At 38.3% G+C, this 26492-nt stretch carries 21 protein-coding genes; 12 read left to right on the top strand and 9 right to left on the bottom strand.

Translation table 11 applies throughout. The features are described from left to right. Positions 1-38 precede the first annotated feature (38 nt). The 5 genes from ACPEIW_RS00445 to trxB all read left to right on the top strand — a co-directional run bounded on the left by ACPEIW_RS00445 (position 39) and on the right by trxB (position 8713). The gene (locus ACPEIW_RS00445) at positions 39-803 is read left to right on the top strand and encodes an NUDIX hydrolase (RefSeq protein WP_032815375.1); all 765 of its coding nucleotides are present in this window, start codon (positions 39-41) and stop codon (positions 801-803) included. Beyond that, the gene (locus tag ACPEIW_RS00440; RefSeq protein WP_016635494.1) at positions 766-3111 is read left to right on the top strand and encodes a DUF6049 family protein; all 2346 of its coding nucleotides are present in this window, start codon (positions 766-768) and stop codon (positions 3109-3111) included. Before ACPEIW_RS00445 ends, ACPEIW_RS00440 begins: the two co-directional genes overlap by 38 nt. Beyond that, entirely contained in the window at positions 3108-4883 is a 1776-nt protein-coding gene (gene murJ, locus ACPEIW_RS00435; RefSeq protein ID WP_016635495.1) for a murein biosynthesis integral membrane protein MurJ, read from the top strand. The genes ACPEIW_RS00440 and murJ overlap by 4 nt, the downstream gene beginning before the upstream one ends. A 226-nt stretch (positions 4884-5109) precedes the next feature. Beyond that, entirely contained in the window at positions 5110-7722 is a 2613-nt protein-coding gene (locus ACPEIW_RS00430) for a kinase (RefSeq protein ID WP_425663757.1), read from the top strand. Between the two features lie 37 nt (positions 7723-7759). Then, positions 7760-8713, top strand: a complete 954-nt coding sequence (gene trxB, locus ACPEIW_RS00425; RefSeq protein ID WP_016635497.1) for a thioredoxin-disulfide reductase — start codon at positions 7760-7762, stop codon at positions 8711-8713. 63 nt (positions 8714-8776) lie between these two features. On the opposite strand, the gene ACPEIW_RS00420 is transcribed toward trxB, so the two are convergent. The 8 genes from ACPEIW_RS00420 to rpmH form a co-directional block, all read right to left on the bottom strand. Further along, positions 8777-10141, bottom strand: a complete 1365-nt coding sequence (locus tag ACPEIW_RS00420) for a ParB/RepB/Spo0J family partition protein (RefSeq protein WP_425664349.1) — start codon at positions 10139-10141, stop codon at positions 8777-8779. Further along, positions 10141-11091 carry a ParA family protein gene (locus ACPEIW_RS00415; protein ID WP_425663755.1) on the bottom strand — a complete coding sequence of 317 codons (951 nt, stop codon included), beginning with the start codon at positions 11089-11091 and terminating at the stop codon, positions 10141-10143. Before ACPEIW_RS00415 ends, ACPEIW_RS00420 begins: the two co-directional genes overlap by 1 nt. Before the next feature lie 251 nt (positions 11092-11342). Continuing rightward, positions 11343-12050, bottom strand: coding sequence for a 16S rRNA (guanine(527)-N(7))-methyltransferase RsmG (gene rsmG / locus ACPEIW_RS00410; RefSeq protein ID WP_020758772.1), 708 nt, complete (start codon positions 12048-12050; stop codon positions 11343-11345). A gap of 95 nt (positions 12051-12145) precedes the next feature. After that, entirely contained in the window at positions 12146-12724 is a 579-nt protein-coding gene (locus ACPEIW_RS00405; RefSeq protein WP_016635500.1) for a protein jag, read from the bottom strand. Positions 12725-12864: 140 nt separating this feature from the next. Further along, positions 12865-13875, bottom strand: coding sequence for a membrane protein insertase YidC (yidC, locus tag ACPEIW_RS00400; protein ID WP_425663753.1), 1011 nt, complete (start codon positions 13873-13875; stop codon positions 12865-12867). Then, on the bottom strand, positions 13875-14195 hold the full coding sequence (gene yidD, locus ACPEIW_RS00395) for a membrane protein insertion efficiency factor YidD (RefSeq protein ID WP_032812863.1): 321 nt from the start codon (positions 14193-14195) through the stop codon (positions 13875-13877). The genes yidC and yidD overlap by 1 nt, the downstream gene beginning before the upstream one ends. A 68-nt stretch (positions 14196-14263) precedes the next feature. Then, complete coding sequence (rnpA, locus tag ACPEIW_RS00390) at positions 14264-14764, bottom strand: ribonuclease P protein component (RefSeq protein ID WP_425663751.1); 501 nt, start codon at positions 14762-14764, stop codon at positions 14264-14266. 20 nt (positions 14765-14784) lie between these two features. Next, entirely contained in the window at positions 14785-14919 is a 135-nt protein-coding gene (gene rpmH, locus ACPEIW_RS00385) for a 50S ribosomal protein L34 (protein ID WP_004114029.1), read from the bottom strand. 428 nt (positions 14920-15347) lie between these two features. Here rpmH and dnaA point away from each other — a divergent pair, with 428 nt between their 5' ends. The 7 genes from dnaA (at position 15348) to ACPEIW_RS00350 (ending at position 25932) form a co-directional block, all read left to right on the top strand. Then, positions 15348-17084 carry a chromosomal replication initiator protein DnaA gene (gene dnaA / locus ACPEIW_RS00380; RefSeq protein WP_425663748.1) on the top strand — a complete coding sequence of 579 codons (1737 nt, stop codon included), beginning with the start codon at positions 15348-15350 and terminating at the stop codon, positions 17082-17084. Positions 17085-17502: 418 nt separating this feature from the next. After that, complete coding sequence (gene dnaN / locus ACPEIW_RS00375; protein WP_425663746.1) at positions 17503-18621, top strand: DNA polymerase III subunit beta; 1119 nt, start codon at positions 17503-17505, stop codon at positions 18619-18621. A 36-nt stretch (positions 18622-18657) separates the two neighbouring features. Further along, positions 18658-20028, top strand: a complete 1371-nt coding sequence (gene recF / locus ACPEIW_RS00370) for a DNA replication/repair protein RecF (protein WP_425663744.1) — start codon at positions 18658-18660, stop codon at positions 20026-20028. After that, complete coding sequence (locus ACPEIW_RS00365; protein WP_016829493.1) at positions 20025-20516, top strand: DciA family protein; 492 nt, start codon at positions 20025-20027, stop codon at positions 20514-20516. Before recF ends, ACPEIW_RS00365 begins: the two co-directional genes overlap by 4 nt. 150 nt (positions 20517-20666) lie before the next feature. Further along, the gene (gene gyrB, locus ACPEIW_RS00360) at positions 20667-22742 is read left to right on the top strand and encodes a DNA topoisomerase (ATP-hydrolyzing) subunit B (protein WP_425663742.1); all 2076 of its coding nucleotides are present in this window, start codon (positions 20667-20669) and stop codon (positions 22740-22742) included. 69 nt (positions 22743-22811) lie between these two features. After that, entirely contained in the window at positions 22812-25448 is a 2637-nt protein-coding gene (gene gyrA / locus ACPEIW_RS00355) for a DNA gyrase subunit A (protein ID WP_116438086.1), read from the top strand. After that, complete coding sequence (locus ACPEIW_RS00350; RefSeq protein ID WP_016829497.1) at positions 25441-25932, top strand: DUF3566 domain-containing protein; 492 nt, start codon at positions 25441-25443, stop codon at positions 25930-25932. Before gyrA ends, ACPEIW_RS00350 begins: the two co-directional genes overlap by 8 nt. Before the next feature lie 116 nt (positions 25933-26048). Here ACPEIW_RS00350 and mscL read toward each other — a convergent pair whose 3' ends face one another. Then, complete coding sequence (gene mscL, locus ACPEIW_RS00345; protein ID WP_116438085.1) at positions 26049-26459, bottom strand: large conductance mechanosensitive channel protein MscL; 411 nt, start codon at positions 26457-26459, stop codon at positions 26049-26051. Positions 26460-26492: the final 33 nt, after the last annotated feature.

The raw sequence follows: 26492 nt of genomic DNA, 5'->3' as shown, positions 1-26492 counted from the left end.
TTACCCCAATGCACAGCGGATTGAGTAAGGTGGAGTGTATGGTTACTCCGAAAGACTTAAGACGCATGCTCGCCAGAGCCTCGGATAATCATACCCAAAACACTCCAAGCATTCGAGTTACTCCTCTTGATGTTGCTAGAATGAAAAGCAAAATTCAGCCACAACAAGCCGAAGAAGAGGAGTCGATTTTTGTTGATATTTCGGGCTTTTCAGGCAGCTACACTGTTGAAAACATTCATGTTAATATAACGGAATCCAGGCAGCAAATATCTTCTATTAATGCCCCTTCTCCTGCATTAATGCCTCAAAGAAGAGTTAATGACGGCCCTAAAACTTTTGCTTCTCTAGACGCACAGGATTTGCCTATTGTTCGAGAATATTCCGCTGGAGGATTAGTTTTTGACTCTCTTGGGCGTGTCGCGGTTATAGCACGGCATTCGCGAAGTGGCCACATGGAATGGTGTTTGCCAAAAGGTCATATTGAAAAAGGCGAAACACCGCAACAAACAGCAGTTAGAGAGATTCGCGAAGAAACGGGTATTCTTGGCGAAGTTGTTGATTCAATCGCAACTATCGACTACTGGTTTACTGGAACAAGCCAGCGTGTGCATAAACTTGTTCACCACTTTGCGCTTAAGTATGTTAGCGGCGAATTATCTGTTCTTGGAGACCCAGATCACGAAGCAGAAGATGCGATTTGGGTTGATTTTAAGAACCTTAACGACATTTTAAGCTACCCAAACGAACGAAAAATAGCATGGATGTATGCTAAAAAGGCGAATAGGCGGCAAAACCGTGATTAACGTTACCAATGTGATTAATGTGATTGATTTTTCAAAAAACCAGTTGCGTAAGTCGCAAAAAAACGCGTTTTTAAGACTTTGCGTAACCACAGTTCTAATGGCACTCTTGCTTGCGACTTTCCCATTTTTCTTCGCACCAAAAATCGCGTATGCTAATCAGTCTTCCCTAAGCTCCTACTCTTTGTATAACACAAAATCCAAAGGAATTTCGCTAAAAATCGTAAAGTCAACTTCGATTCTTACAGATAAAAGCGGATACCACATTAGTCTTCTGCTTAAAAACAACAGTTCTAAAGATTTTCCAGAAGGCAAAATTCAAGTCACTTTTAACCCTTGGTACACTTTTATGTCTAGAACCGACTTGCAAAAATGGAGCCAAGCCGAGTCTAGGATTCCAACGCCTCAACTAATAGGCGAAGTTAGTGTTCCAGCGCTTGCAAGCGGAAAATCTTATAGTGCGCAAATCGACGTTGATGCAAACAGTCAAAATCTTTCAAACATTATTTATTGGGGTCCAAAACCTGTTTCTATAACGTATTCTTCTTTAGATTTTAAGCATTATTATTCTGTTAAATCGTTTGTAACTCGAGCAAATATTGGCATTAAAAACGTTCAAACTCCGCCAATTAATGTGACTTTACTAATGCCAATAATCGCAAAATCTTCCGATTGGCGTTTTAACATTAGCAAGCACAATATTTCTCCTTCTATTAACGCCATTAGTGAATCGCAAGAAAATTTAACAAATCCTACAACAGGCTCCACAACAAGTTCTGCAACTAACAGAAAAATCAGACTTAGTAAAAACAGTATTAAGCGCATTACTTCTTTGATAAATCTTGTTCAAAAGCATCCAAAGTTGCAAACAATAGCAGACCCAAACACTCTTAAATTTAGTGAACCAACATTTACACCTTCCGTATTTATGCAAAATAACGGTTTTAACATAAGCAGGTATGCGGAATCTGAAAATCATGTTTCTTATAAACTAGCCGGAATTGGTTTAGATTCTTGGAGTAAAAAATCATCTGTATTAGAAAATTCAACAACAAAGCCGCTAAATCTTGATTCCTACGCTTTTCAAACAGGCGAAAAATGGACTCTACGCGCACTAGAACAGGCTGCCGCAAACGGATACAAAACAGTAGTGGCAACTAGCGGATTCGACCCTCTAGCAAACCGTTTTGCCATAAAAAATGGTGTTTACGAGGTTCAAACATCTTCGGGAAGCGTAAAAGTGCTTTCTTGCCAAGAAACGCTTAACGAATTAATAAATGGACATTTTACGAGCGTTCAATCGGCAGCAGAAACCACTAGCGCAGGACTTCTAAACAGACTTGCAGCACAAAGCGCCTTCTACCAGATGGAACAGCCTTATATGCCTAGGCATTTGCTACTAACGTTTAGCCCAGATTCTTCTATACCTTTAATCGAATCAGTTGTAAGCATTCTAGAAAAATCGCCTTGGATTAGTCTTCTAGATATAAATTCTTTAACACACTCAAAAGCGATTACTAAAGAGCACCTTGGATATAGCCCAGTTCCTAAGACGAGCGCAATCGAAGGAAAATCATTAATCGCAAGCAAATCTAAGATTAGCCAACTAGCTTCCGATAGAATGCTAGTAAACCAATTTATAAACAGCATTCTTGATCAAAATGAGCTTAATAACCATAAAACATGCGAGTCAGATGCTCAGTCTCTTGCAAAACAAAACGCAAAGTTAAAAATTAATCAAAACAGCAAAATCTGGAGCGAAAATCTTATTAAACTTTTTGACGCAATGGCTCAAAGAGAGCTAGATAATACGTTAAATAGCGCTAGCCAATCAAACAGTAGCGCTAGCGAATCGCAGACACAAACCAAAAATGGCACTCACGATTTGGCTAAAATGCTCATTTCTGGAATCAATATTATTCCTCCAAAAGACGTTACTCTTGTAAGCGAAACAGCAACCATGCCGATTACAATCAGCAACACAAACCCATACCCGATTAGCGTATATTTAACTGCGTATACCAATTCTATGGAAATAGTAACTAGAAGAAAAACACCAGTTAAAATCGCAGCAAATAGCGAATCCCAGGTGATTTTGCCACTTAGATCTACAACATCTAGCAAAGTTAAAGCCACTTTTGCTCTAGAAGATAGAAACCACAACGTTTTTAGTAGCACTAAAGAGACGGCAATCACAAGCACGCTGCAAATCAGCGATAAAAGCGGTACGATTATTATAATATTTGCTTTTGCACTTGGAGCTTTTGGGCTTTTCAGGCAGTTTAATCGTAAAAAGGATCCAGACGAATGAATTCAGTAGGCCGCAACTCGATTATAATGGCAAGCGGCACGGCTGCTTCCAGAATAACTGGCCAGATTAGAACAATTTTGCTCGCCGCAGCTCTTGGCACAACTGGTTTAGCAGCAAATGCTTACCAGGCTGGGTCTATGATTCCTCAGCTTATTTATACGCTTGTTTCTGGCGGAATTTTCAACGCTGTTCTTGTTCCACAAATCGTTAAGACTCTAGAAAAACAAGATGCAAAAAATAGGCTAAATAAGCTAATAACATTTGCTATTATCCTGCTTTTAGGCGTAACCGCTTTAATGGCGATTGCCACACCTGTTTTAACATGGCTTTACGTTGGGTCCAACCCAGCAATGATTGCACTTACAAACGCTTTTACGCTGTGGTGTATGCCTCAAATATTCTTCTACGGACTTTATACAGTACTAGGCCAAGTTCTGGCTGCTAAAGGCAAGTTTGCAATGTACGCTTGGAGCTCTGTTGCTGCAAACATTGTTAGTTGCACGGGATTTGGCGTGTTTATTGCGATTTTTGGAAAGGCAAGTAGGCAGCCTGCACATTTTTGGAACAACACTACAATGCTTTTAACTGCAGGCTTTTGGACTTTAGGTGTTGCAGCTCAAGCACTTGTTTTGTTTATTCCTCTTAAAAAAATCGGATTAAAGTATAAGCCAAGTTTTGGCATTAGCGGCATTGGCTTGCGCTCTATGGGACCTGTTGCAGCTTGGAGCTTTGCAATAGTGGCTGTTAGTCAGCTTTCTACAATGGCTACAACTCACATAACAACAAGCGCACCTTCTATAGCCGAAGAAACCTTGGGATTAAGCCAATTTGATGTTGCAGGAAACGCCACTTTTCAAAACGCATACACAATGTTTATTCTGCCATATTCGCTTATAGCTGTATCGGTTGCAACCGCTGTTTTCCCCAAAATCTCCAAGTCGATTGCGCAACACGATTTATCTACAGTTCGCGCAGATTTAAGCTCTTGCATTAGAAGCGTTAGCATTTTAATGTGCTTCTTTAGCGTTGCTTTTATTGTTATTCCAATGCCTATCTCTTTGGCTCTGCTTCCTTCAATTAGCATAAAAGAGGCGTACTTAATGGCCGATCCTCTTATGATGCTTTCGATTGGCTTGCCACTATCTAGCGCCTATTTGATTATTCAACGCACATTCTACGCTTTTGAAGACGGAAAGCATCCATTTATGTTTTGCGCAGCGCAACTTTGCGTAGAACTTGTTATTGTGTTTTCTTGCATAAAGTTCCTTCCGCCAAACTACTGGGTTAGCGCTTTAGCAGCAGCTGCATCATTTAGCTACATTCTTACTTTCCCTGCTCTTGTTAAAATGATTAGGTCTCGTTTTAACAATAATTTAGACGATAAGCAGCTTATTGTTACTCACATAAAGGTGATTGCGGCTGCTATTGTTTCTGCTGTTGTTGGAATTTTGGCTCGAGAATTTATTTACAAGTGGATTTCTTTAGATTCACCAAACCTTCGTGGCGTTAATCGATGGTTGCTTGCGATTTTTGTTTGCGCAATTATAACTATTATTCTTGTAATCGTTTACGTATCTACTCTTTTGCTTTTAAGAACAAGCGAATTGGCAATCATTATTAATCCAATTCTTAAAAAAATCGGCGTAAAATGGTCGTTCTTGCTAAATCTTGAGCGCGCAAATGCTGTTAAAAGTAATGCCAAAAACAGCAGTGAAAGCAGCAGCAAAAATGGCAACAAAAATAATTCGTCTCGCGTTGTTCGTTCAAAATAGGCAAAAACGGTGCAAATGTGTAATAAAAGGTCACAATAGTCAACAATAATCGTCACAATACAAGTTGATAAGCATAAATCAACACAGTGAGCAATAATTAAATCAAAATAATTAAACAACAATAATTGCAAAAATAAGGAGCGTTTACTAAATTCTTCAATTACAATAATTGATGGGATTTATTATTTACGCATATTCATTACTCATGTAGGAAGCCGGGGAGTAGATGAAACCTCAGTTGGGAGATATTATACTTAATCGCTACGCTCTAATATCACCTTTGCGAGAAGAAGCAGGCATTCAAGTATGGAAAGCTAGCGACCGCATACTTGCTAGAGATTGCCAGCTCTTTATTGTGCGCGACCGTAGATTCCTTCCCGAAGTAAACACAATATCTTCTACTCTTGCACTATCTAGAATCCGCAAATTTACGCCAGTTCTAAAAATTCATAACATAGATGATGTTGCTATTATTATAACTGAGTTGGATTCTGGAATAACTGTAGACGACTACATAAAATCACATAGCTCTACACTTAGCTACGAAGCTATACGCTCTATTGTTGCCGAAGCAGCAAACGCGCTTAGCAAACTTCTTGCATCTGGAATAACTCATTATGCTATTTCAACAAACACGGTAAGAATCACAAATAATGGAGTAGAGCTAGCTTGCGCGCCAATAAGCCCTCTACTAAAAGACGTTACTGTTGAATATTCAAAGCAAGATTCGCAAAAAAACAAACAAGATAAGCCGAATACTAAAAATAAGCAAGACGCGCAGGATTCACAGAATTCGCAGGATTCGCAAAACGAAAGCGAAAATCAAAACAAAAGCGAAGAACAGTCTAAAAACTTGCCACAAAGTGTAGAAAACATTGCAACACATCAGCTTTCTGCGCTTTTATATGCTCTTCTTACGCGCACTGGATACACGCAAAATAACACAGTTTTTAACGTTTCTAGACTTGCAGACGGCGTTCCTGGCGAATTTGTTATGATTTGCAAAAGAGGCCTTTCTTCTGCTAAAGATTCAAGCATTATTCCAATGGCATCTATTGGGGAGCTTCTTGCACTTTTAGGCACATATACTCCTGTTAAAAAGCTTAGCGAAAAAGATATTATTCTTAACAATAATGCAAGCGAATCTTCTATTCAAAAAGCACTACTTTTACCTTGCAAAGACGAAGATCTTATTGATTTTCCAGAAGGATTATCTAAGAACGAAGATTTGCTTGAAAACGAACTATCAAGTCAAGAATCTATTGGCATTTTAGATTCAAGTGATTTATCAATAAAAAACGAAGACGAAAAGCTTAACAAGTTTGGCAAAAACGCTAAAAATACTGGTCTTAAAAATGCAAGCAAAACCATTGGTGCTTTAAGCGCTTTGCTAAAAAGAAATGGTGATAATTCTGGGAAAAAACTTGATTCTTTGCCAGAGTCCGATTCAACTGGAACAGACTACGACTTCCACGATATTGCTGCAGCAGAAATGGCGAATATTTTAGCTCCAACTGAGCTAGACGCCGATGATTCAATTTTCCACAATTTGTCTTCAACATACACAAGTTTCCCTAGCTATTCAACCGATAAATCGCAAGCAAGCGAAGAGAATAAGGTTGGCGAAAATAAAAATAATAAAAATAACGAGAATAGCAAGAATGCAAACATTGGCAATGATTCTACAAACGACTCGTACGCAAAAGAAAATGGAAATAAAAGCGCGTTAAACACTTTAGACTCGCTAACTTCTGGAAACGATTATTCACAAAAAGATGACTTATCTTCGCCACTAATGCCTAGAAGATTCGACTTTGAAGACCTTCTAAGCAGTAACACAAAACACACGGAGTTGCTTTCTAAGCCGCAAATCTTGCCATTAGAAGCCGAATCAACAGGAAGAGTGCCTGTTGTAGACAGCAATGGGCGTTTTGTTGCTCCTGGCGAAGAATCCGCTAGAGCATTGCGAGAAGAGGAGCTAGAAAACGAGGAATATGGCGATTACAGCAGCCAAAATGCTGGATTATTGTCTCACTCATCCATGCCTCCTAGCTTCCAGCCTCACGAGCATCAAGACGACTTAAAAGCAAAGAAATCTTCGAATCAAAACAATGTAGATATTGCGGATGCTAAGATTTTTGGAGGACTTTCAACAAAAGTCTTAGCTATTGGCATTGTTGCATTGCTGGTAGTTGTTGTTTTTGCAATATCTTTGCATAGTCTTTTTAACTCTCACGAAGCGCCATCAAACTTTGCAAAATCTAATTCTTGGGATTCGCAAAGTGTTGAAAATGTGCCTTTTGGAAGTCAAGGTGTTCTTTCGGAAGATAAAAGCGATTCATCTAAAGAAAAGCAACCAAGTAAGAACAATACGAGTAAGGATGGCGAAAAGAAGGCTGGCGAAAAGAATAAGAGCAATAAGGATAATAAAAGCCTTAAAAACAAGCATAAGAAACAAAATAAACGCAAGAAAGTAAAGCAAGTACCAAAGCCTAAAATGCCTACTAACAACACGCCTTACCCTATAGATATTCAGCAATTCTTGGAAGATACGGGCAATCAGCGCGGCTACGGCTACTACATGCACTTAACTCAGCCTCAAGAAGCATACAGATTTGTTGTTTCGATTCGCTCTTCGGGCGGGCATGGGTATTTGATTGCAAATTCCAAGAACGATCCTAGCGCTGGAGAAAAAGTTGCAGACTTTACCTTTGACGCTAGCGGAGTAACAGATGTAAAGTTCAAAAAGCCTATAACTGCGCAAGACTTTATCTTGTGGGTTCCACAAGGATCTATACCAATGAATGGGCTATATATAAACTACGTTAGAATTTACTAAAAAATATTAAAACTATTAGGAATATTAGGAATATTTTATGAAAACTGTGCAAAAAAACGTAATTATTATTGGCTCTGGTCCTGCTGGATACACTTCTGCTTTGTATTTAGCGCGCGCCGGCTACAGCCCTCTAGTTATTGCTGGAGCACTAACACCTGGCGGGCAGCTTATGAACACTACCGAAGTGGAAAATTATCCAGGATTTGCAGACGGCATTTTAGGCCCAGACTTAATGGAAGCAATGCAAAAACAGGCAGAAAAATTCGGAGCACAAATTTTGCTTAACGATGTTATTTCTGTAGATTTTAATGGCGATTTAAAAGCGGTTACAACCGACGATGGCGTAACTTACACATCTAAGGCTGTAATCGTTTCTACGGGCTCACAAGTGCGCAAATTAGGCGTTCCAGGAGAGCAGGAGTACTCGGGCCGCGGTGTTTCTTATTGTGCAACTTGTGACGGATTCTTCTTTAGGGAAAAGCCTATTGTTGTTGTAGGCGGTGGTGATTCTGCTTTCGAAGAAGCACTTTTCTTAACGCGTTTTGGCTCTTGCGTAACGCTTATTCACAGGCGTGATTCATTCCGCGCGTCTAAGATTATGGTTGACCGCGCGCGCAAAAACAGCAAAATCAATTTTGTTTTAGATTCTGTTGTTTGCTCTGTAAACGGCGTGGATGGAGATGCACAATCTGTAACTGTTAAGAATGTTAAAACTGGCGAGACGCAAAATATTGAGGCAAGCGGAATTTTTGTTGCAATCGGCCACTCCCCATCTACAAGTTTCTTAGATGGTGCTTTAGATCTTAACGAAGATGGCACTATTGCTGTGCAAGGAGCATCTACTAGAACTTCAGTTCCTGGCGTTTTTGCTGCTGGCGATGTTGTAGATAGCGTGTATAGGCAAGCAATATCTGCTGCTGGCATGGGCTGCCGCGCGGCTCTTGATGCACAAGCCTATTTGAATGATTTAACTGATTTGAACGAACAATAGTTTTGTTCCACGTGAAACAATAACCCCCAATAGTTGTATTAACAGCTTATTGGGGGTTTATTATTAATCTTTTTTATCTACTAAAATATTGACTATTCGATGCAGTTCTTCTGGAGAAGAAAATACTATTTCGATTCTTCCGTGATTTTCGCTTCCCTTAATGGCCACTTTTGTGGAGAATCGATCTTCAAGCTGCTTTCTAATTGGAGAAGACACCCACTTGTTGTTTCGTTTAACTCTAGTTCTTCTAGAAGAATCGTCTCCATTGTCTACTTTAATCGAAACAATTTCTTCCGTACTGCGAACCGATAAGCCTTCTGCAATAATACGTTTTGCGAGATTTTCCATTTCTTCTGTAGAAGCTAATGCAAGAAGAGCGCGGGCGTGACCCGCAGAAAGCACTCCCGACGCAATATGCTTTTGCACGCTGGCTGGCAAATTCAAAAGTCGCAAGGTGTTTGCGATTTGAGGACGAGACTTAGAAACGGATTTAGAAAGCTGAATTTGCGTAAGTCCAAAATCATCAATCATTTGAGCATAAGCTGCAGCTTCTTCTAACGGATTTAATGCAACTCTGTGCAAATTCTCCAAAAGGGCATCCCTAAGCATGTTTTCATCCGAAGTGGTTCTAACAATCGCTGGAATCTTTTTAAGACCTGCTAGCTGTGTTGCTCTCCACCTTCGCTCGCCCATTATTAACTCATAATGAGCATTGTGTAAATCACCTTTACTTGCATCCTTGATTTTTCGCACAACAATCGGCTGCAAAACTCCAACCTCTTTGATTGAAGCAGACAATTCTTGAAGCTCTTCTTCGTCAAAAATCGTACGTGGCTGATGAGCATTAGGAATAATATCACTTGGATCTAAATACTCTAAATACCCACCTTCAATAGGCTTTAGCTCTTGCGTTTGGCTTGTTTGTTTATCTTGCGATATTTTTTCTGCAACTTTATTTTTATCATTATCTTCGTTCTTTTGCTTTGAAGAAACAAATGACTTAGAAGCAGAATCACCAAAGAAAAAGTCAATTGGCCTTGTAACGTCATCAATTGACGGCATAGAAGTTCGCTTTGCTGAATGCTTATTTTTGCTAGCGATTGACGGCACTGTTTCACGTGAAACAGAAGTATTTTCCCCCAATTTTTGGCTTAAATGCGGGGAAATTGAGTCATCAACGCTAGGAACCTTAGCGGGCTTTTTTGCAAATACTTTGGTTTCACGTGAAACATTTTTTTGCGTATTTTTATCTACGATTTTACTGTCTGTTTCACGTGAAACAGTGCTCGACGTGGTGTTACTCTCTAATGTTTCATGTGAAACATCTTCAATCTTTTTGTTAGCAAACTCATCTAAACTATCTTCTCCAGGAAGTGCAGGGAATAATGCACCCAATCCTTTACCCAAACGCGATTTACTTGCACTCATCACTCATTACCCTCTCTTTTTGAATCAATAACAGACAAAATTACATCAGACTTATTAGCTATCTCAAATGCAGCTTCTCTATAAGAAACAGCACCTGTTCCATGCGGATCGTAGGTTATAACACTTTGATTAAAACTTGGCGCTTCTGGAATCTTAACAGTTCGCGGAATAGTGGTATTAAGAACAATATTTGGATAATGATTTTTAACTTCTTGAAAAACTTCCCTACCAAGAAGAGTTCGCTTATCAAACATTGTTACAAGCATTGTAGAAACAACAAGCGCAGGATTATAGTGCTTTTGAACCAAACCAATTGTTCTAATCAACTGGCCTAAGCCTTCAAGAGCATAGTATTCCGCTTGAATCGGAATTAGCATCTCGTGCACAGCACACATTGCATTAATTACTAAAAGACCAAGAGAAGGTGGGCAATCAATAAAAACGTAATCGTAATGTTCGCTGCTAGAGCTTAAAAACTTATCAATTGCGTTCTTAAGAAGATTATTCCTATCTTCCATTTGAGCAACTTCTAATTCAGCACCACTTAACTCAATCGAAGCTGGAACAACATCTAGCCCTGCAATATCTGGGCACTCTTGTTTAACATCAGCAATAGTCTTTCTTCCTTCAATAACATCATAAATAGAAGGATCTGCGGAAGAATGTGGTATATTCATTGCCGTAGAAGCATTACCTTGCGGATCCATATCAATTAATAAAACTTTTGACCCACCAACAGCCATTGCTGCCGACAAATTCACAGCGGAACTGGTTTTTCCAACTCCGCCTTTTTGATTCGCAACCGCAATAAAACGTGTAGTCTTCGGCTTAGGGAACACAACGCCATCAATGGCGTGAAAGCGACTGGTTATATCTGCCAACTCACCGCCCAAGGAAGATCCAGAATCCCCAAAAATACGTTTAATTGTATCTTCTGCTGATTCCACCATTCACACCACCCCGCCCACCTATGGGAAATTACCAAACTAACCAATTTAACCGTAGTATTTTCAAGTTTCCTTTCTTCTATGGACATAAAACACCAGAAAAATTGCAGAAAATACTACAAAAATATTATAAAAACACACCGTTTCACGTGAAACATATAACATCTTTATTCAGTTTCACGTGAAACATTCAATGAAAGTTAACGCAACAAAATAATTGCGAAAAAATACAGAACTAAATCACAAAACTTAAATCAGCCTTTATCAATTATTACAACACTTGTTGATTGAAGACCTTTAGCAACAGGGGCATCAACTACTCTAGGATTTAACCCTTTTACTTTTTTAATCATCTTTTCAGCCTTATCAATCTCCGCTTGTGCAGACTTTCCTTTTAACGCAATTAGTTGGCCATTCTTGCCTAATAGTGGAATGGTCCATCCAGCCAATTTTGTCATAGGCGCAACAGCTCTACATGTAACTACGTCAAAGGCTGGAATCTCGTGAGACTTAACTTTAGCAATAACTTCGTCTGATCTTCCATGAAAAACTGTAACATTTTTTAGGCCCATAACCTCTACGCATTCTTTTAACCAAAGAACTCGTCTTTCCATTGGTTCAATTAATGTTACTTTGCAATCTGGCAAACAAGCAGCAACAACAATTCCTGGAAAACCTCCGCCGCTTCCAACATCTGCGATGGATTTTTTATTTGACTTTTCAACTGCTTTTTTAACAAATGGAACAACTGCAGCAGAATTTAGAATATGCCTTTCCCAAAGAATATTCATATCTCTAGGACCAACAAGGCCGCGAACTAATCCCTCTTCCTTAAGTTTCACGTGAAACATCTTACATTTATCAAGAGCATTGCCTAAGACTTCGCTCAACAAAGGGGAGTTATCTAATTCATCTACATTATTTTCATCTACATTGTTTTGTAAATTGTCAGCCTGTTCCATATCTAAAATCTTTTCCGCAAATCAGCCCCTCAAACAAAAAGTAACACAATAAAACATTTTTGTTCCATTGTGTTACTTTTTATTTAAGTTAATTGCTACTCTGTATATTCTTCGTCCAACTCTACGTCTACATCATCCATGTCTACATCCACATCTTCATCTAAATCATCGTCTTCAATGGCACTTGCAGGCATATAAACAGTAACGTAGCGATGTGGTTCTTCTCCATGAGACCTAGACCTTAAGCCTTCTTCTCTAACTGTATCGTGAATAACTTTACGCTCAAACGAATTCATTGGCTTCAAATCAACAGAATCGCCAGTTTCGCGAACTTCATCAACAGCATCCAACGCAATATCTCGCAAATGTTGACGCTTACGCTTAAGGAACCCATCAACGTCTACAATTAAGTGCGATCTTTCACCAGTTTTTTGCTGAACAGCTAGACGGCTCAATTGTTGCAAAGCATCAACAACCTCTCCATCTCTACCAATCAAATGCTTAATGTCGGAATCATCATCCGCAACAATTTGAATCATTGGCCTATTGTTGCGAACGCCCATTTCAATATCGCCTTCGTAGTCGGCAATATCTAAAAGTCCTTCTAAGTAATCGGCAGCTATATCAGCTTCCTCATTGAGCTGGTCAATGCTCCTGGTCTCGTCTTGTGCCATTTACATACTCCTTAATTTCAATAAATGTCAAGAATCACAATTCTGTGTACAGTTTAACTGAAGATAAATCCAAATTTATAAATTATTTTAATAATTTTAATAAATCTAATAAATAAATTCACATTTACTTCGTATTAACGTTATTTATTTGTTTTTCGCTTGCGATTAGGCTGCTTACGCTGGAACCCTTCGGATTCTCTGCGCTTAGCTTCTTCGCGAGCTTGTTGAAGCTTTTCTTCTTCAATAGAAGGTAAGCCTTCACGCTTTCTGCGCTCTGTTTCTTTCTTATAATCGCGCTCTTCTTTTTCCTCGGCTGCAGGAGATCCTGGAGTTGGGAAGGCATACACCTGCCAAATAGAGCGAAGCATATTAATAATGTTGTTTACAAGCCAATAAACAAGCATTGCAAACGGAAGAGCAAATGCAGAGAAAACGTAGATTAATGGGAATCCCCACATCATAAGTTTTTGCATTGTGTACTGGCTGCCTTGCTTAGATTCCGGAGGAAGATTCTTGCGAATATTGTTAAATTGCATGTACCACATTGCAGCGCACATCAAAATAACAAAGATTATAATAACAACTTTTCCGCCTGCTTGAACCGTCATAAACGTGTCGGAAACACCAACGCCAAACACATGCGTTTTAACAAATTGCTGTGCTGTAGAAATATCAAAAGCACCAAGAGCAGCATGCTTGCCTCGAGCAATAAAAGGAATAACGGAAAGCGTATACCAAATACTCATAAATGCTGGGCCTTGAATCATCATTGGCAAGCAGCTTCCAGCAGGATTCGCGTTATTCTCCTGATACAGCTTCATCATTTCTCGCTGCATTGCTTCTTTGCTAGCAGAATCGTTTTTACCCTTATACTTTTGCTGAATTTTCTTCATTTTAGGAGCAATCGCTTGCATATTGCGCATACCTTTAATGCTTTTTATAAAGGCAGGGAATATGCACGCGTGCACAACAAGCACAAGAAAGACGATTGAAAGAACCCAGGAGAATCCAATTTCATTCATTCCAATAAGAACAAATAGCTTGTGGAAAAGCGCCATTACTTGAGTCATAAGCCACTCAACTGGCGTAAGGATTTTATAGAACCATCCCCAAGGTCCGTTATCAAGTAAAAAGTGGTCTTGATTAAACATTAGTTTTCCTTGTCTTGATCAGCCAAGGGAGTTAACCGTGGCTCTTCATGCGCTTTGGACCAAGCGCAACGATAAAAAATTGAATATTTGCGTGGTACATCGTCAATACTGCAGCTAGTCCATGGTCTACAGCGCAACAGCCGTAAAACGGCCAGAACGCCACCCTTAAACGCTCCATAGCGGCTAACGGCTTCTATAGCGTATCTTGAGCAAGTTGGGTAGTATCGGCAGCAAGCTGGTCTATTAGCAGAAATTGCGCGTTGATACCAGCGAATTGCTTTTATAATCAAATTCGCTACAACACTTTTTCTGCTGCTCATAGCTATCACTATTCCTTAAACCAACTTATTAAATCAACTTATTGTTGTTTTTTGCTGATTAATAGCGGTTATGCTGCTTGATTTAATTTGTGATCTACTTCTGCGGATTCCTGATTTTTATCTTGATTTCTGGCTATTTTTCCAAAAATCTTTTTAATCTGCTCATTTAATGATTCAAACGATGCACTAGAAGCAGTAGATTTAGCTCTTAGAACTACGTCACAACCATTTGGAAGTAACGATTGATGCTGTTTTGCTATTACTCTAAAGCGTCTTTTTACTTTATTTCTAACAACAGCTTTTCCTACGCTTTTAGATACAGCAAGTCCTAGCCTTAAGTCAGCTTCATTTTGTTGAGTCTGATTTAAGGTATCACAAAATGCCGCGGGTGTATTACCATCACAACCCGTGGCAATCTGATTCAGACTTGTTTTTTCGCCTTCGTTAAGCGCGTTTAACACGGCTATATCGCCACGCATGCTGTAATGCGCGACGATATCCCGTGAACACACCTTGCGTCGTTTTTTGAGCACCGCAACAAAATCGCGATGGCTTTTCAGCCTATCCATGCTTTACGACGCGCTCCATCTCAGGCAGATAGTGTCTTACGACCCTTAGCGCGACGACGATTAATCACTGCGCGGCCAGCACGAGTACGCATGCGAACGCGGAAGCCGTGCTTCATGTGACGACGACGGTTGTTAGGCTGGAATGTCCTCTTCATAACTAACGCTCCTGTATTTAGCCATGCAAAAGCACGGCTCCGTATGAGTCAAGCTATACTAAATTACTATTACCCCTCACCAAGAGTCAAAAAATCTTTTTATAAACGTGTTTACAATTGCGCTTGAGTAAGTCAAATTTTTTAATACCGTAAAATTTTCTGTACCATTTTTACCAAATCAAACTACTTATAAAAGCCTTGAAAAATGTGGATTGGCAGCTTTTATTTTATCCACAAATTACACACATGTTATTCACAATTAAGCATTTTCAACACGCGAGGCTGTGGATAACTTCTTAGGGTCGGAGTAAACATATTCTACTAGCACTCTTTACGCGCGCGAATAGATATGCATTCTGTTGTGCATTTCTGTTGATTAAGCGTAAAGACTTGAATAAAATGTTTCTGCCGGTTTTAGGGGGTGTAGCATGACGGATTCTTTTAGCGATCCAAATGCGCAAGCCACTATTGTGTGGTCAAATACCCTTGCAGTGTTGCGTCATAACGCTCTATTAAGCAACCGCGATAAAAGCTGGTTTGAAAGTGTAAAACCTGAATCTATTTTTGGAACTACCATTGTTCTTTGTGTCTCCAATATAGAAACACAGCAAGCTTTGCAAAATGAGCTTAGTTCAGCGTTGCTTACGTCATTAAAAATTTGTACTGGAAAAGATATGTTTCCAGCTTTTAAGATTGTTCCTCAATCAGAAAACAACAATACTGCCACTAATAGCGCAGACACTAACATCAATGCCGCTAATAGCTCTTCCGATTTAAGCAATCTTAATCAGAATGTAAACGAGAATTCCCAAGTATTTTCAACATCTTTAGAAGAAAATACAAACGTTAATTCAGACTTATCTTCTTCTAAAAGCAACTATTTAGAAAACATAAAATCAGATTTTGGTGCACAAACTGTTGAAAACACTAGCATTCCTGTAAACACTAATAGTGTTGAAAATGTTGATTCATCTAGCAACACTCCTATTCAAAACGATTTTGACTACATAACTGGCTTAAATACCATGCAAAATACTGGTTTAGTTAATTCTGGTATTAATTCTGGTATTAATAGTTCACAAGCAAAAATTCCTTCTTCAATAAAAAGGGATCCTGTTACTCACTTAAATACTTGCGCAACTTTTGACACTTTTGTTCCTGGAGATTCTAATCGTTTTGCGCGCACAGTTGCTTTAGCTGTTGCAGAAGGTTCTGGAAAAGACTTTAATCCTTTATGTATTTACGGCGGATCTGGCTTAGGTAAAACACATTTGCTTAATGCTATTGGCAATTATGCTCTTGTTAAGGATTCTTCACTTAAGGTTCGTTATATTACAAGTGAGGAATTTACTAACGAATTTATTGAAGCTTTGCAAAATACAAGTCAAAACCAGGGTCAAATCGCTAATTTTAATAGACGATTCCGCGAGGTTGATGTTCTTTTAATCGACGACATTCAGTTTTTGGGAGGAAAAGAAGCAACTCTGGAACAATTCTTCCATACTTTTAATGCTCTTTATCAAGCAAGTAAAAGAATTGTTATTGCTTCCGATGTTGCTCCTAAAAATCTTAGAGGATTTGAATCAAGACTTATTTCTAGATTTGAATCTGGATTAACTGTTGATATTAAGCCGCCTGATTTAGAAACCCGAATAGCCATTCTAAGAATGATGGCATTAATGAATAATTCTAACGTTCCTAGCGATGTTCTAGATCTTATTGCGGAACGTTTTACAGAGAATATTCGTGAGCTTGAAGGTGCTTTAACTAGAGTTACAGCCGTTGCATCATTAAGTAATCAACCCGTAAGCAAAGCCTTGGCAGAACAAGCTTTACAAGACTTCTTTGCTTCCGATATTGAAATTCGCCCAACAGATATTATTGGTCAAGTCGCTAAGTACTTCCACATGACTTTTGACGAGATTGTTGGCAGATCTAGAACTAAGAATGTTGCTTTGGCGCGTCAAATTGCAATGTATTTAGCTAGAGAAATGACAAGCATGAGTCTTGTTGATATTGGCGAAGTCTTTGGCGGGCGCGACCACACGACTGTTATGCATGCATATACTCGAATTAGCGGAGAGATGCAAGAAAAGCAGGAAATCTATAACTATGTTATGGAATTAACTGTTAGATTAAAACAAAATCCTACAAACAAAAAGTAGTTTTACACAAATCTGTGCAACTCTGTTAATTAAAATAAAAAAAGTTATCCACATAGTTAGTCACAAATGTGGTTAAACCCTGCGGATAAGCGGTGGAAAACGCCGTTAAAAAAGTGAATAAACTGTTTATAAAGCAGCTCAAAATGTGGATTACCGAAAAAATAGCTTCGGTTGTGGATAACTCGGCTTTTTCTGCACACAATTACCCATAGGTTATCCACATTTTTCTTATGTGCATAACGGCTTTAACAAAGCCTTTCTAGGTACATGTCAACATTTCCACATTGCTTATTACTACTATTACTTTATTTTTTGAATAATAATAATATTTTTTATTAACGATTAGCATTTATTTCTAAATTAGATTTTCATTAGCCAATGAGATAGAATAAACACAGTTTTAATGAAATGAGGAAATATGAAAGTTGAAGTTAATTCCGCTTCTTTTGCAGACGCACTATCTTGGACTACTCGCGTTATAGATAATCGTCCAGCAAATCCTATTCTTGCAGGCTTAAAGTTAGAAGCAAAAGACGGAACTTTGCAACTTTGCGCATTTAACTATCAACTTTCTAGCCGTCATCATATTGAAGCAGGTGTAGACGAAGCAGGTAGTGTGCTCGTTTTAGGTAGACTACTTGCAGATATAACAAAATCTTTGCCAGCAGAAAAAACGTATTTGTCTTCTACTGAAACAACTCTTACGATTACTTCTGGTAAGTCAACATTTACTTTGCAACTCATGCCAGAAGGAGAATATCCAGATTTACCAGAAGTTCCTTCAAAACTTGGTCAAGTAGATGCTCCTACTTTTGTTCAAGCTGTAAATCAAGCTTCTGTAGCAGTTTCTAGAGAAGAAGATAGGCCAGTTTTAACAGGAATTCATGCTCGTTTTGAAGATGATACTGTTACTTTTACAGCTACAGACAGATATCGTCTTGCTCGTTCCACCTTTAGATGGACTCCAGAGCATAACGATATAAACACTTCAACTCTTATTAAGGGAAGTATTCTTAAAGATATTTCACGCTCTGTTGACGAGCATCAAAATGTTGTTATTAGCTTAGATGAGCAAGAACCTTCTGTTCTTGGATTTGAAAATTCTGGAAGAATTAGTACTTCTCAACTTATTGATGGAGAATTTCCTTCTGTAGATAGTCTTTTTGTTGATGAGTATCCTATTCACGCAATTATTAATCGACAAATGCTTATTAACGCAATTAAGCGCGTTGCTATTGTTGCAGAAAAATATGCTCCAATCTATATGTCTTTTGCGGAAAATGAACTTACTTTAAGTGCTGGAAATGAAAGTGAATCTAAAGCAAAAGAAACTATTGACATAGATATGGATGGTCAAGATATTATTGTTGCTTTTAATCCTAATTATTTGATTGAAGGATTAAGCGTTATTAGTGAGCCATTTGTTCACGTAAAAATCACATCTACTATTAAGGCTGTTGAATTTAATGGTCAACAAGAAGCAGATAGCGATGAATCAATGAATTACAGATATCTTGTTGTTCCAATGCATCCTTAAAACGAATACTTATAACGAATAACTGTAGCTAAATAAATGTATGTTTCAAAGCTTGCATTAGATCATTTTCGTTCGTGGAGCAATTGTGTACTCGACTTTTCCCCAAAAATTAATATTCTATTAGGTTCAAACGGTTTAGGTAAAACTAATATTGTTGAATCGTTAGAAGTTATTTCAACGGGAACAAGTCATAGAGTATCTTCTTTAATGCCATTAATAGAGATAAATCATAATTGCGCTACAATACGTGCAAATGTTAAGGATTTTAACAATACTTTCAATAGCAATACTTTAGATAGTTCAAATGATTTAAACGAAACAACATTTGAGCTAAGCATTAATCTAAAGGGTGCTAATAGAGCAAGGATTAATGGTAAAAAATCTCTATATATGAAAGATATAGTTGGCTTAGTTCCTTGTGTTTCTTTTACTCCAAGAGATCAAAATTTGATTGTTTCAGATCCTACTGTTAGAAGAACATTCATTGATCAAGCTGGAGCATTATTAATACCAAACTATTTGCCTATTTTGCAAGAATATAATCATATTGCAAAGCAGCGTTCTGCACTATTAAAAAGTTTATCTAATAATTATTCACCAAATTCAATGAATAATTACAATACGGTTTCTGATTTAGAAGTATGGACTGCTAAATTTATTGAAGCTGGAATAATTCTTACAAAATTACGCAAACAAATAATAGAGTTACTTAATAATGTTTTTTCAAATATTGTTAAGCATCTTTCTAACTCATCTAATTTTGCTTCAATCGAATATAATCCTTCTTTTAGTGAGATTGATTTTAGCGAAAATAATTTTGAAGACGATTTTGAAGACGATTTTGAAGAAAACAATGATAATTCTATTAGACTTGCGATTAGTGAGCATTTTCAAAGAATTTATAATGGAGAAGTTGCTAGAGGATACAATCTAATAGGGCCTCATCGAGACGATTTTACTATATTGCTTAATAATTATAATGCAAAAGAATTTGCTTCAAACGGTGAATCCTGGACTCTTGCATTAGCATTAAAAATGGCTTTATTTAAGTCATTAGAAAAAAAGAATGGAAAAAAACCTATTGTTATTTTAGATGATGTTTTTGCACAACTAGACGAGTCTAGAAGAAAACAAATTTTAGAATTTGCAAAAAATCAAGATCAAGTTTTTATTACTGTTGCATCTTTAAGTGATATACCAAAAGATGAAAGTGTATTAGAAAACTCGATTATTGATGTGTCTAAAATAGCAAAAAATCAAAATGAAGATAAATCTAAATCTTTAGAAAACAATATTGATATTAGTCATAAAATTTTATTGGAAAATATTGTTAATAGTCGTAAAAATAGTGTTGATTATATTGAAAATAATCAAAATAAATCTACTGACTTAGGGGATGCTATATGAAAATTCCCGTAAATAAAATACTAAAATTAGATACAAGAAAGCTTCCAGAACTAATTTTTACGCCTATTAAAAAGAAGGCAATAAAAAAGGTAGTTAATGAACAGAATGCTTATAAAGCTTTAGAAAGTTTTGGAAAACCTGGTAGAGATCCACAAAATCTTTATTCTTTACTTGCAAATTTTGCTAATCAAAACAATTGGAATGAGCAACTTTCTATAGCAAAAATGCGCGAAGATTGGTGGAAAATAGTTGGAAAAAGCGCATCATTGAATTGTTATATAGACAAAATAAAAGATGGCGTTTTAATTGTTAGAACAAAATCAAATGTTTGGTATACGCAACTTATCTATTGCAAGCCTATGCTTGAGAAAAAAATATTTGAATATTCTAAGAATATTAATATTAAAGAAGTCAAAATAGTTGGCCCATCTTTGCAAAAAACAGGCAAAAAATCAATAAACAGTAGGTTTAATATTAATAATCACTAATAATGGCTCTTAATAAAGAGCGGTCATTATGCATGTGTAGAATGTTATGTAATATAGTTAAATCGCTAGAAGACCCTTTTTTGTGCTTTCTAGCGTGTATCGACCTCGTAAATGCCTCTTGGCATGAGGTAATACGGGAAGGGATCTAAAGTGTTAAACACTGAAGATAATTCAATGGAAAATTCTGTTGAAGAACATAAACTAGATGATGCTCAGCTAGATGATTCACTTTCTCCTGAACATTATGATGCTAGTGATCTTCGAGTTCTAGAAGGATTGGAAGCAGTTCGAATTAGGCCAGGTATGTATATTGGTTCAACTGGCCCTAGAGGATTACATCATCTTGTATACGAGATTGTAGATAATTCGGTTGATGAAGCTTTGGCTGGTTATGCTTCTCACATTGAAGTGGCAATTTTGCCAGACAATGCAATAAAAGTTGTGGACGATGGACGTGGTATTCCAGTTGACGAAGTGCCAGGCGAAGGCGTTTCTGGTGTTGAAACAGTTATGACTAAGCTTCACGCTGGCGGAAAGTTTGGCGGCGGCGGATACGCTGTTTCTGGCGGCTTGCACGGCGTTGGTATATCTGTTGTTAATGCTCTTTCTACGCGTGTAGAAATTGAAGTTCGTCGTCAAGGATTCCATTGGACTCAAACGTATGTAGATCAACATCCAACTGCTCCTCTTAAAAAAGGTCAGCCAATGGAAGATGGTGAATCTACGGGAACTTCTGTAACGTTCTGGCCAGATGGCGCAATTTTTGAAACAACTACGTACGATTTTGAAACTTTGCGATCTAGATTCCAGCAAATGGCTTTTCTTAACAAGGGATTGAAGATTTCTCTAACTGATTTGCGTAAACCAGATGAAGCAGGGGACGAAGTCACTGGAGAAAATGAATCAATTAGCGAAGAAAAGCATCAAAGCGTTAGCTACAAGTATGATCATGGAATTAAAGATTATGTTGACTACTTGGTTAAATCGCGTAAAGCTGTTCCTGTAGAGCCAGATGTTATTGATTTTGAGGCAGAAGATCTTGAGATTGGTATTTCTGCAGAAATCGCTATGCAATGGACTGTTGCATATTCGGAAGCGGTGCATACTTTTGCAAACACGATTTCTACTACAGAAGGTGGAACGCACGAAGAAGGATTCCGTGCTGCTCTTACATCTCTTGTAAATCGTTATGCTCGAGAAAAGAACATATTAAAAGAAAAAGATACTAATCTTTCTGGTGACGACGTTCGAGAAGGCTTAACAGCAGTTGTTTCTGTAAAGCTTACAACTCCACAGTTTGAAGGTCAGACTAAAACAAAGCTTGGTAATTCCGAAGCTAAGACTTTTGTTCAGCGAGTTATGACCGAAAAGCTTGGAGATTGGTTCGACGCTCATCCAAGTGAAGCAAAGAACATTATTCAAAAAGCAATTGAAGCATCGCGTGCGCGTCTTGCAGCTAAGAAAGCTCGCGAAAATACGCGTAGAAAGTCGATTTTTGAAACTGCTGGAATGCCAGATAAATTGAAGGATTGCCAGTCTAATAATCCAGAAGAATGCGAGCTGTTTATAGTGGAGGGTGATTCCGCAGGTGGCTCCGCAATTCAAGGACGAGACCCTATTACTCAAGCAATTTTGCCATTGCGCGGTAAGATTTTGAATACTGAGCGCGCATCAATCGACAGAATGATGAAGTCGGAAACTATTGAATCATTAATTACTGCTGTTGGTGGCGGTTATGGTGAAGACTTCGACTTAAGCAAAGTTAGATATCACAAAGTCATTATTATGGCTGATGCTGATGTTGATGGTGCTCATATTGCAACATTGAATTTAACACTGTTCTTCCGTTATATGCGTCCAATGATTACAGCAGGCTACGTTTACGTTGCAATGCCTCCGCTTTATCGTTTGAAGTGGAGCAAGGGTGCGCATGATTTTGTTTATACGGATGCAGAACGAGACAGAGTTCTTGCAGAAGGTAAAGCTGCAGGCAGACAACTTCCTAAAGGCGAAGGCATTCAGCGATACAAGGGTTTGGGTGAGATGAGCTATCAGGAATTGTGGGAAACAACAATGGACCCTGAGCACAGAATCCTAAAGCAAATTCATATTGAAGATGCTGCTCGAGCTGATGAAACTTTCTCAATGCTTATGGGAGACGAAGTGGAACCTCGTAGGCTCTTTATTCAACGTAATGCTCACGATGCAAGATTTATTGACGCTTAAAAAGTCAAAAAAATTGTCAATAAAAGCATTAAAGCAAATAAACTTAAAGCTAAATAAAAAGGAATTACAGTGGTAGACGAAATAAATGCCGCTAATAATAGCGAAGAGCCAGATCAGTTGCCTGATGGTTCAATGGAACCACAAAGCCCACAAGAAGCAGATAGTACTGATTATGGCTTAATGAAAGGTGCTCGCGTAAAGCACATGGATTTGCAACAAGAGATGCGCGAATCCTACCTTGCTTATGCACTTTCTGTTATTGTTGAGCGAGCTTTGCCAGATGTTCGAGATGGCTTAAAACCAGTGCATCGTCGCGTTATTTACGCTATGTATGATGGTGGATATAGGCCAGATCGAGGGTACAACAAGTGCTCTCGTGTTGTTGGCGATGTTATGGGTAAGTACCACCCTCATGGTGATTCTGCTATTTACGACACTTTGGTTCGTATGGCTCAATCTTGGTCAATGCGATACATGCTTGTTGATGGCCAAGGAAACTTTGGTTCCCCAGGTGACGATCCTGCAGCAGCAATGCGTTATACAGAATGCCGTATGGCTCCTCTTGCTATGGAAATGGTTCGAGATATTGACAAAGATACTGTTGATTTCTTACCAAACTACGATGGTAAAACTCAAGAGCCAACAGTTTTGCCATCTCGTTTCCCGAATCTTTTAGTTAATGGTTCTGCAGGTATTGCTGTTGGTATGGCAACAAATATTCCACCTCATAATATGCGTGAGGTTGCCGATGGCGTACATTGGGCTTTAGATCACCCAGATGCCAGTAATTCCGAGCTTCTAGAAGCTTTAATTCAGCGAATTAAAGGACCTGATTTTCCTACTGGAGCAACAATCTTAGGTCACAAGGGAATTGAGCAAGCGTACCGTACGGGTCGCGGCTTAATTACAATGCGCGCTGTTGTTAATACAGAGGAAATTAAGGGACGTATGTGCTTGGTTGTTACTGAGCTTCCATACCAAGTTAATCCTGATCGTTTAGCTGCCTCTATTAGGGAAGCTGTGCGAGATGGAAAGATTCAAGGCATTGCAGATATGCGCGATGAAACGTCTGGCCGTACTGGTCAGCGTTTGGTTCTTGTTCTTAAGCGAGATGCTGTTCCAAAAGTTGTTTTGAACAACTTGTATAAGCATTCGCAATTGCAACAAACTTTCGGCGCTAATATGCTTGCGCTTGTTGATGGTGTTCCTAGAACTTTGAGCTTGGATGCGTTTATTCGTCATTGGGTAAGTCATCAGCTTGAAGTTATTGATAGGCGCACACGCTACTTAAAGCGCGAGGCCGAAGAGCGAGATCATATTTTGCAAGGCTACTTAAAAGCTTTGGATATGATTGACGAAGTTGTTGCATTAATCAGATCTTCTAAAGATGTTGAAACAGCTCGCACTGGTTTGATGAATTTGCTTGACGTTGATGAAGTTCAAGCAGATGCTATTCTTGCAATGCAACTTCGTAGACTTGCAGCTTTGGAACGTCAAAAGATTCTCGACGAGCACGAAGAATTAATGCGCAAGATTGAAGATTACAACGATATTCTTGCAAGCCCAGAACGTCAGCGCAAGATTGTTGGCGATGAGCTTGACGAAATCGTAGCAAAATATGGAGATGAGCGCAGAACTAAGATTCTTCCATTCTCGGGAGAAATGAACGTTGAAGATCTTATTGCCGAAGAAAACGTTGTTGTAACAGTTACTCGCGCAGGCTATATTAAGCGCACAAAAGCAGATGAGTATCGCGCACAACACCGCGGAGGTAAGGGTATTAAGGGAGCAAAGCTTCGTGAAGATGATGTTGTAGATCACTTCTTCTTAACATCTACTCACAATTGGCTTTTGTTCTTTACTAATCGCGGACGTGTTTACCGCATTAAAGCATATGAGCTTCCAGAAGGATCAAGAGATTCTAAAGGTCAGCATGTTGCAAATCTTCTTCAATTTACTCCTGGAGAAACAATTCAAGCGGTATTGTCAATTCAAAATTATGATGTAGCAAAGTATTTGGTATTGGCAACTCGTTCTGGAAAAGTTAAGAAAACTGCTTTGCAAGAATATGATTCTCCACGTCAAGGTGGCTTGATTGCTGTTCGACTAATGGCAAACGAAGAAACTGGAGAGCCAACAGACGAGCTGATTGGTGCAGCATTATGCAACCCAGAAGATGACATTATTCTTGTTTCTAAACTTGGTATGAGCCTTAAGTTTAGAGCAGATGATGAGCAACTTCGACCAATGGGCCGTCAAACTGCAGGCGTTCAAGGCATGAGATTTAGAGAAGGCGACGAACTGCTGGATATGGATGTTGTGTCGGTAGATACAAGCAAAGATCTTCTTGTTGTTACAAACGAAGGATTTGCTAAGCGTACAGCTATTGAAGAGTATCGTTTGCAAGGAAGAAACGGCTACGGTGTTAAAGCTGTACAGCTTACAGAAGGCCGCGGTTCTTTGGTTGGTGCTTTGATTGTTGAAGAAACAGATCAAGTAATGGCAATTATGAAGTCTGGTAAAGTGATTCGTTCCGACGTTAACGAAGTTAAGCGCACAGGTAGAACCACTCAAGGTGTGACTTTAGCAAAGCCAGATAAGGGTGATGAAATCATCTCGATTGCTCGAAACGAGGAAAGAGATGATGATGAAACTCAAAATGAAGAATCATCAGAAAAAACTATTGGAAGGAACTTAGATGAGTGAAGATTTTGAAGCATCCAATAGCAAAGTTAGTGGAGAATCTAATACTAGTTCTCCAAGAACAGTAGGTGCAACAGCTACGTCTTCTTCTAATGGATATAGCGTTAGAAAATCTACTCAACCAAGAGCTAGAAGGATGAGTCTTTCCCTAGTTAGAGTAGATGCTTGGAGTGTTGCAAAAGTAACATTTTTGCTAAGTGTTGCTGGCGGAATAATACAAGTTATTGCAGCGGGATTAGTTTGGCTATTTCTAAACATGATTGGTGTTTTTGATCAAGTAACACAGATTGTTTCATCAACAGGCTTAGATAGCAACGGTTTTAACCTTGCAGACGTGTTTTCTTTGCCAACTGTTTTAAGTGCTGTAATAATTTTTTCTGTTGTAGAAATAGTTATTGCAACATTATTATCTGCAATTGGATCTTTGCTTTATAACGTTGTTGGATCATTAGTTGGTGGAATTCACTTAACTCTTGGTGATGACTAAAGAAAAAAGCACGTATAATTAATGATTTAATCTCATAAAATTAATCCCCACTAAACTTTAAGTAGATTAGTGGGGATTATTTTTATAAAAATTATTTATAAAAATCATTAAACAAACTATTTTTTGTAAGATAGATCTCGAATATCTTCCAAAATTTTAATCATTTTTTCTTCGCGATCTTTGCGTTTTTCTTCATCACTCTTTTCTTTTTCAAATTGCAAGAAAGGAAGACCAATCTCTCTTAACTTGTTAATAGGAAGAACAATGCAAAAATAAACAGCTGCAGCAACAATAAGGAAGTTTAAGATTGATCCAATAACTGCACCAAAAGAGATTGTTGCACCATTTATTGTTATTGTTAAAACACCATCAAGATCTGGCTTTCCACAAATTATTGCTATAAGTGGATTAATAATGTTTTTAACAATCGAAGTAACAACGGAAGTTACGGCGCTGCCCATAACAACACCGACTGCCATGTCGATTACGCTACCTCGTGCAATGAATTTTTTGAAACCATTAAACATATAAAATACCTTCTGCTATTTAATATTTGATGT

The organism is Gardnerella piotii (assembly GCF_049815665.1).
In the GTDB taxonomy this organism is placed as follows: Bacteria; Actinomycetota; Actinomycetes; order Actinomycetales; family Bifidobacteriaceae; genus Bifidobacterium; species Bifidobacterium piotii.
This window is presented reverse-complemented; position numbering and strand designations above follow the sequence as displayed.